The sequence below is a fragment of the Nocardioides sp. genome (assembly GCF_035503875.1).
In the GTDB taxonomy this organism is placed as follows: domain Bacteria; phylum Actinomycetota; class Actinomycetes; order Propionibacteriales; family Nocardioidaceae; genus Nocardioides.
Map to the genome: position 1 here is coordinate 83525 of NZ_DATJTA010000066.1, position 6646 is coordinate 90170.

Below are 6646 nucleotides of genomic sequence, written 5' to 3' on the forward strand. Positions count from 1 at the left end.
TGCGAAGCCGATCAGAACGACTTGTAGGTGTAGCCCTTCCACACGGTCTTGCTGTAGCCCTTGCTGCCGGCGAAGGTGATCTTCCAGTAGGAGCGGCCCGAGCGCGGCGCCGGCAGGATGATCTTGAAGCTGCCCTTGCGGTTGGTGCGCAGCGTCTTGAACTTCTTGTACTTCTTGCCGACCTTCTTCTGGACGATGATCTTCACCTTGGCGGCGGGCTTGACGTTGCCCTTCAGGCCGGCCTGCTTGCCGCGGATGCTCTTCGTCTTGACCTTGCGGCCGACGTTGATCTTGATCGTCGGGGTCCACGACGGGGTGAAGTTGGCGCTGCCGGTGTAGTAGACGCGGTAGTTCGCGTTGCGAACGGCCTTGCTGGTCGCGATGACCGAGCTGGTCGTGCCGACGGCGATGTTGCTCCACGTCGCCTCGCCGGCGAGCTGACGCTGGAGGTAGACGGTGCCCTCGGTGACCCGGCGGCCGGCGCCGTCCAGGGCGTAGCCGGCGGCGTAGACGTTGTCACCGGTGGTGGCGGGCTTGCGGCTCGCGTACACGGCGGGCTGGTTGGAGTAACCGGAGACCACCCGGGTGGCGGTCGCGGCGGAGGCAGGGGCCGTGGAGGAGGCCACGACGACCGCGGTGGGAGCGATCAGGCCGGTCGTGACGACGGCGGCCAGGAGGCGGCGTGCGCGCAAGGCGGGAGTCCATTCTTCGAGTGCGGGAGGGAGTGGCGGCCCGAGCCGCTGGACGTTCTTTACCTCCGCAAGAGCGGTCCTAAACGGACCTGTGACACAGATAGGGTTGCCCGGTGATTCCGACCGTTCCGGTGACCCGCTACGTCACCCCGCTCCGGGAGGGCGGCAGCCTTCCCGGCATCGTCGAGGCGGCCGATCTCGGCACCTACGTGTGCAAGTTCCGCGGAGCCGGGCAGGGGGTGCGGGTGCTGGTCGCCGAGACGATCGTCGCCGAGCTGGCCCGCCGTATCGGGCTGCGTACGCCGCGGCTCGTCGCGCTCGACCTGGGCGCGGAGATCGCCCGCTACGAGGCCGACGAGGAGGTCCAGGACCTGCTGCGGGCGAGCATCGGGCTCAACCTCGGGGTCGACTTCCTCCCCGGCTCGTTCGGGTACGACGGCGAGGTGCCCACGGGCGCGGACGTCGCCGCGCGGGTGCTGTGGCTGGACGCGTTCTGCGCCAACGTCGACCGGTCCTGGCGCAACCCCAACCTGCTGGTCTGGCACGGCGACCTGTGGGTCATCGACCACGGCGCCTCCCTGTACTTCCACCACGCGTGGCCCGGAGGCTCGCTGACCAAGGAGGGAGCGGCCGAGAGGTTCGCGGCCCAGCCCTGGGACCTGACCGACCACGTCCTGGAGCGGTACGCCGACGCGTTGCCCGCGGCGGACGATGCCGTGCGCGAGCTGCTGTCCGCCGACGACCTCCCCGAGGTGCTGTCGCTGGTGCCGGACGCCTGGCTGGAGCCGGTCCCGGGTGCGGAGACGCCCGACGCCGTACGGGCGGCGTACGTCGCCTTCCTGACGGCGCGGCTCGCGACCCGGCAGTGGCTGCCCGAGGTGGTCCGATGACCTCGCTGTCCTACCAGTACGTCGTCCTGCGCTGCGTCCCGCGCGTCGACCGCGAGGAGTTCCTCAACGTCGGCGTGGTGCTCTACTGCCAGGCGACCGACTACCTCGACGTCTCCTGGGACGTCGACCGCGACCGCCTCGCGGCCTTCGCCCCGCGGCTCGACCTCGACCAGGTCTGCGATGGGCTGGGGTTCGTCGAGGGTGTCTGCTCCGGCGACCGGCGCGGGGGAGCAGCGGCCGGCCACCCGATCGGCCAGCGCTTCGGCTTCCTCAAAGCACCGAAGAGCACGGTCCTGCAGCCTGGCCCCGTGCACGGTGGCGTCACCGACGACCCGGCTGCCGAGCTGACCCGCCTCCGCGAGCGCCTCGTCAACTGACCCCATCGCCGACCCGGCGCGAGTTCGCGCCGGGTCGGCGACAAACTCACGCCGGGTCGGCGGTCAGACGGGGACGAGCTCGACGGCGCCGACGGCGTACCGGGCCAGGATGGTCCGGGCGACCTCGGGGTGGGCGCCGAGCGGGGCGGAGACAGCGATAGCGCCCGCCTCCAGGGCGAGCTCGGCGGCCCGGTCGGGGAGGAACCCAGGGGCCAGGAACAGCGAGGCGACCGCGATGTGGCGGCGGCCCTCGGCCCGGAAGGCGCGCACGGCCTCGCCGGTGGCGGGCGGCGAGCTGGATGCGAACGCAGCCGTGACCGGGAGCTTGTGGTGCGCTCCCCAGACGCGAGCGAGCCGGGCGACGGCCTGGTTGGCGAGCGCGTCGCTGGAGCCGGCCGCGGCCAGCACCAGGGCGTCGAGCTCGCGGACCCGGGCCGCGCTCAGCGCCTCGCGCATCCGGACGTCGAGGACCTCCAGGAAGCACGCCTCGAGACCGAGGATCGAGGTGGCGCGGATCCGCAGCCCCTCGTGGCGCGCGGCGGCCTCGGCCACGGCCGACGGGACGTCGACCTTGGCGTGGTAGGCCTCCGTGAGCAGCAGCGGGACGACGACGATCTCGTCGTGGCCCGCCTTGACGAGCCGGTCGACGACCGTCTGGAACGACGGCTTCGACAGCTCCAGGAACGCCTGCTCGACGCGCAGGTCGGGCCGCATGCCGCGGACCTCGTCGACCAGGGTGGTGATGGTGCGGGCGGAACGCGGGTCACGGGAACCGTGAGCCAGGGCCACCAGGGCAGGAGCAGCCATCAGCGCGGCCTCCTCGGGGGTGCAGGGGTACGACGGACCACGTTGTCCGTGTGGATGGGGTTCGGCGAGGCGGTCACGAGTGGATCCCGCACTCGGTCTTGTTGGTACCGGCCCAGCGGCCCGAGCGCGGGTCCTCTCCCGGCGCGACCCGGCGGGTGCAGGGCGCGCAGCCGATGGAGGGGTAGCCGTCGTACACGAGCGGGTTGACCAGCACGCCGTTCTCGGCGATGTAGCGCTCCATCTGCTCGTCGGACCAGCGCGCCAGCGGCGAGACCTTGACCTTGCCCTTCTTGGCGTCCCAGCCGATGACCGGAGCGATCACCCGGTTGTGGGTCTCGGCGCGCCGCAGCCCGGTCGCCCAGGCGTCGTACTTGTCGAGCGTGCCGGCCAGCGGCTGCACCTTGCGCAGCTTGCAGCACAGGTCGGGGTCGGTCTTGTAGAGGTCCTTGCCGTACGCCGCGTCCTGCTCGGCCACGCTCTGCACGGGCGTGATCGAGAGCAGGTTGACGTTCATCGTGGCCTGGACCGCGTCGCGGGTGCCGATGGTCTCGATGAAGTGGTAGCCGGTGTCGAGGAAGACGACGTCGACGTCGGGGACGACCTTCGAGACCAGGTGTGCGAGGGCGGCGTCGCCCATCGAGGAGGTCACGCAGAACCGCTCGCCGAAGGTGGCGGCGGCCCACTCGACGATCACCTCGGCGGGGGCGAGCTCGAGCTCGGCGCCCCAGTGGGACACCAGCTCGCGCAGCTCCTCGGGGGAGCGGCCCTCGGTCTGCACCCCGCGGGCGTTGCGGGCGGCGGTCGTGGTGGTCACGGCGGTCATGACGTGGCTTCCTCTCGTGCGGAGGACGGTCGGACCAGTCCGAGCATCCGCAGGGAGAAGGCCCGCAGGCAGCCTCGGCATTCCCAGGCGCCGTGGGGGGACGTGACCTCGCCGGACTCGGAGACGACTTCGTGCGGGCGCAGGTCCTCCTCCCCGCAGAACGGGCAGTGGAAGGGGACGGCGCGCTCGCTCATGAGGGCACGCTCTCCAGGGCGCGTTCGCCGCGCAGCAGCTCCTCGTCGGCGCGCTGGACCCAGTCGACGAAGGTCTCGCCCTCGGTGCGGTCGGCCAGGAACGCCGTGACGACGTTGGTGACGTAGTCGTCGAGGCCGGCGCTGGTGACCTTGTGGGCGCGCAGCTTGCGGCCGAAGTTGGCCTGCAGGCCGGTGGCGCCGCCGAGGTGCACCTGGAAGCCCTCGACCTGCTGGCCGTCGCTCATCACGAGCTGGCCCTTCAGGCCGATGTCGGCGACCTGGGTGCGGGCGCAGGCGTTGGGGCAGCCGTTGACGTTGACCGTGATCGGCACGTCGAGGTCGGGGAAGCGGCGCTCGAGCTCGGCCACCAGGTCGCGGGCGCGCTCCTTGGTGTCGACGATGGCGAGCTTGCAGAACTCGATGCCGGTGCAGGCCATCGTGTTGCGGCGCCAGTTCGACGGGCGGGCCGAGAGACCGATCTCGTCGAGGCGGGCGACCAGCTCCTCGACGCGGTCGCCCTCGACGCCGATCAGCACGATCTTCTGGTACGGCGTGAGCCGGGCGCCGGCGACGCCGTACTCCTCGATCAGGTCGGCGAGCTGGATCAGCAGCGTGCCGGAGACGCGGCCGGCGGTCGGCGCGACGCCGACGTAGAACCTGCCGTCCTTCTGCTCGTGCACGCCGATGTGGTCGCGGTGACCGACGGGGGAGGCGGGGGACTCGCAGGAGACCAGCTCGCGGCCGAGGTACTCCTTCTCCAGCACCTCGCGGAACTTCTCGACGCCCCAGTCCTGGACCAGGAACTTCAGCCGGGCCCGCGAGCGCAGCCGGCGGTAGCCGTAGTCGCGGAAGATGCCGGCGACGCCGGACCAGGCGTCGGCCACCTCGTCGAGCGGGATCCAGACGCCGAGCTTCTTGGCGAGCATCGGGTTGGTGGACAGGCCGCCGCCGACCCACAGGTCGAAGCCGGGGCCGTGCTCGGGGTGGACGGTGCCGACGAAGGAGACGTCGTTGGTCTCGGGGGAGACGTCGTGGCCCGGGTGCCCGGTCAGCGCGGTCTTGAACTTGCGCGGGAAGTTCGAGAACTCGGGGTTGCCGATGTAGCGGCGGTAGATCTCGTCGAGCGCGGAGCTGCCGTCGATGATCTCGTCCTTCGCGACGCCGGCGACCGGCGAGCCGAGGAAGGGCCGCGGCGAGTCGCCGCAGGCCTCGAGCGTGCTCAGCCCGGCGCTCTCGAGGGTCTCCCAGATCGCGGGGACGTCCTCGATGCGGATCCAGTGGTACTGGATGTTCTCGCGGTCGGTGACGTCGGCGGTGTCCCGGGCGTAGTCGCGGCCGATGGTGCCGAGCGCACGCACGGTGGCGGCGTTCAGCAGCTTGCCGTCGGAGCGGACCCGCATCATGAAGTAGCGGTCGTCGAGCTCCTCCTCCTCGAGCAGCGCGGTCTTGCCGCCGTCGAAGCCCGGGGCGCGCTGGGTGTAGAGGCCCATCCAGCGGAACCGGCCGCGCAGGTCGGCCGGGTCGATCGAGTCGAAGCCGCGCTTGGAGTAGATGTGCAGGATGCGCGCCTGCACGTTCAGCGGGTCGTCGTCCTTCTTGGACTGCTCGTTCTTGTTCAGCGGCTCGGTGTACCCGAGCGCCCACTGACCCTCGCCCTTCTTGGTGCGCGGGATCTCGGTGTGCGCGGGGGGCTGGGACTTGAACCGGAGGTCGGGCATGAGGGAGTGCGTCCTTACGCTGAGGAGTGCGCGCGGAGACTGCGCGAGGGCTGCTGGAGAAGGGCCGGGCTCAGCGAGGCCAACACATGGAGCTGCGCGTGCGGCCCAGGTCCACGTGGCGACGTACCACGAGGAAGACATGGGTGGCAGCGGAGATCATGTCAAGGAGTCTCAGCCACCGGACCCCCTCGCCACAAACGCCGATCTCATGATGTGGGATCGATGGCCACGATGTGAGACAGGCCGCATCGCCCGAGTGTCTGCCCGGGGCCGCGGAGCCGTAGGCTGAGGGCCATGAGTGACCTCGACGCCCTCACCAGCAGCGCCTACTCCCAAGCACTCGAGGTCATCGCCTCGGTGGAGCCCCGGATCGCCGCCGCGACCCGCCAGGAGCTCGCGGACCAGCGCGGCTCGCTGAAGCTGATCGCCAGCGAGAACTACGCCTCGCCCGCCGTGCTGCTGACGATGGGCACCTGGTTCAGCGACAAGTACGCCGAGGGCACCGTGGGCCACCGCTTCTACGCGGGCTGCCAGAACGTCGACACCGTGGAGTCGCTCGCGGCCGAGCACGCCCGGGAGCTGTTCGGCGCCGAGTACGCCTACGTCCAGCCGCACTCCGGCATCGACGCCAACCTCACGGCGTACTGGTCGATCCTGGCCCACCGGGTCGAGGTTCCGTGGCTGCAGGACGCGGGCGTCAAGAACATGAACGACCTCTCCGAGGCCGACTGGGAGAAGCTGCGCAACGAACTGGGCAACCAGCGCCTGCTCGGCATGTCGCTCGACGCGGGCGGCCACCTGACCCACGGCTTCCGCCCCAACATCAGCGGCAAGATGTTCCACCAGCAGCAGTACGGCACGGACCCGGAGACCGGGCTGCTCGACTACGACGCCGTGCGCGCCAAGGCGCAGGAGTTCAAGCCGCTCGTCCTCGTTGCGGGCTACTCGGCGTACCCCCGGCGGGTGAACTTCGCCACGATGCGCGAGATCGCCGACGAGGTGGGCGCGACCCTGATGGTCGACATGGCCCACTTCGCCGGGCTCGTGGCCGGCAAGGTCTTCACCGGTGACTTCGACCCGGTGCCACACGCTCACGTCGTGACAACCACCACGCACAAGTCGCTACGCGGGCCGCGCGGTGGCAT

7 protein-coding genes and 1 pseudogene are annotated in these 6646 nt (G+C 70.7%); 3 read left to right on the plus strand and 5 right to left on the minus strand.

Annotation, left to right across the window (positions count from 1 at the left end; translation table 11 throughout):
- Nucleotides 1-11 precede the first annotated feature (11 nt).
- Complete coding sequence (locus VMF51_RS15820; RefSeq protein WP_325475416.1) at nucleotides 12-692, minus strand: hypothetical protein; 681 nt, start codon at nucleotides 690-692, stop codon at nucleotides 12-14.
- A gap of 113 nt (nucleotides 693-805) precedes the next feature.
- Between VMF51_RS15820 and VMF51_RS15825 the strand changes: the two genes are divergently transcribed.
- Together VMF51_RS15825 and VMF51_RS15830 are read left to right on the plus strand one after the other, a co-directional pair.
- Nucleotides 806-1582, plus strand: coding sequence for a HipA family kinase (locus tag VMF51_RS15825; RefSeq protein ID WP_325475417.1), 777 nt, complete (start codon nucleotides 806-808; stop codon nucleotides 1580-1582).
- Entirely contained in the window at nucleotides 1579-1959 is a 381-nt protein-coding gene (locus VMF51_RS15830; protein ID WP_325475418.1) for a DUF3037 domain-containing protein, read from the plus strand. Before VMF51_RS15825 ends, VMF51_RS15830 begins: the two co-directional genes overlap by 4 nt.
- Nucleotides 1960-2022: 63 nt before the next feature.
- Here VMF51_RS15830 and VMF51_RS15835 read toward each other — a convergent pair whose 3' ends face one another.
- The 4 genes from VMF51_RS15835 to VMF51_RS15850 form a co-directional block, all read right to left on the minus strand.
- Nucleotides 2023-2766 carry a sirohydrochlorin chelatase gene (locus tag VMF51_RS15835; RefSeq protein ID WP_325475419.1) on the minus strand — a complete coding sequence of 248 codons (744 nt, stop codon included), beginning with the start codon at nucleotides 2764-2766 and terminating at the stop codon, nucleotides 2023-2025.
- A gap of 73 nt (nucleotides 2767-2839) precedes the next feature.
- Nucleotides 2840-3589, minus strand: a complete 750-nt coding sequence (locus VMF51_RS15840) for a phosphoadenylyl-sulfate reductase (RefSeq protein WP_325475420.1) — start codon at nucleotides 3587-3589, stop codon at nucleotides 2840-2842.
- A complete protein-coding gene (locus VMF51_RS15845) occupies nucleotides 3586-3783 on the minus strand; it encodes a hypothetical protein (protein ID WP_325475421.1) in 198 nt (65 codons plus the stop codon). Before VMF51_RS15845 ends, VMF51_RS15840 begins: the two co-directional genes overlap by 4 nt.
- The gene (locus VMF51_RS15850) at nucleotides 3780-5501 is read right to left on the minus strand and encodes a nitrite/sulfite reductase (protein WP_325475422.1); all 1722 of its coding nucleotides are present in this window, start codon (nucleotides 5499-5501) and stop codon (nucleotides 3780-3782) included. The genes VMF51_RS15845 and VMF51_RS15850 overlap by 4 nt, the downstream gene beginning before the upstream one ends.
- 294 nt (nucleotides 5502-5795) lie before the next feature.
- Here VMF51_RS15850 and VMF51_RS15855 point away from each other — a divergent pair.
- A pseudogene (locus VMF51_RS15855) lies at nucleotides 5796-6646 on the plus strand (glycine hydroxymethyltransferase); the annotation flags it as partial.

Excerpts from the sequence above, each read along its gene's own strand:
- VMF51_RS15830 (WP_325475418.1), top strand. The coding sequence starts at position 1,579 with ATGACCTCGCTGTCCTACCAGTACGTCGTCCTGCGCTGCGTCCCGCGC.
- VMF51_RS15835 (WP_325475419.1), bottom strand. The coding sequence starts at position 2,766 with ATGGCTGCTCCTGCCCTGGTGGCCCTGGCTCACGGTTCCCGTGACCCG.
- VMF51_RS15840 (WP_325475420.1), bottom strand. The coding sequence starts at position 3,589 with ATGACCGCCGTGACCACCACGACCGCCGCCCGCAACGCCCGCGGGGTG.
- VMF51_RS15845 (WP_325475421.1), bottom strand. The coding sequence starts at position 3,783 with ATGAGCGAGCGCGCCGTCCCCTTCCACTGCCCGTTCTGCGGGGAGGAG.
- VMF51_RS15850 (WP_325475422.1), bottom strand. The coding sequence starts at position 5,501 with ATGCCCGACCTCCGGTTCAAGTCCCAGCCCCCCGCGCACACCGAGATC.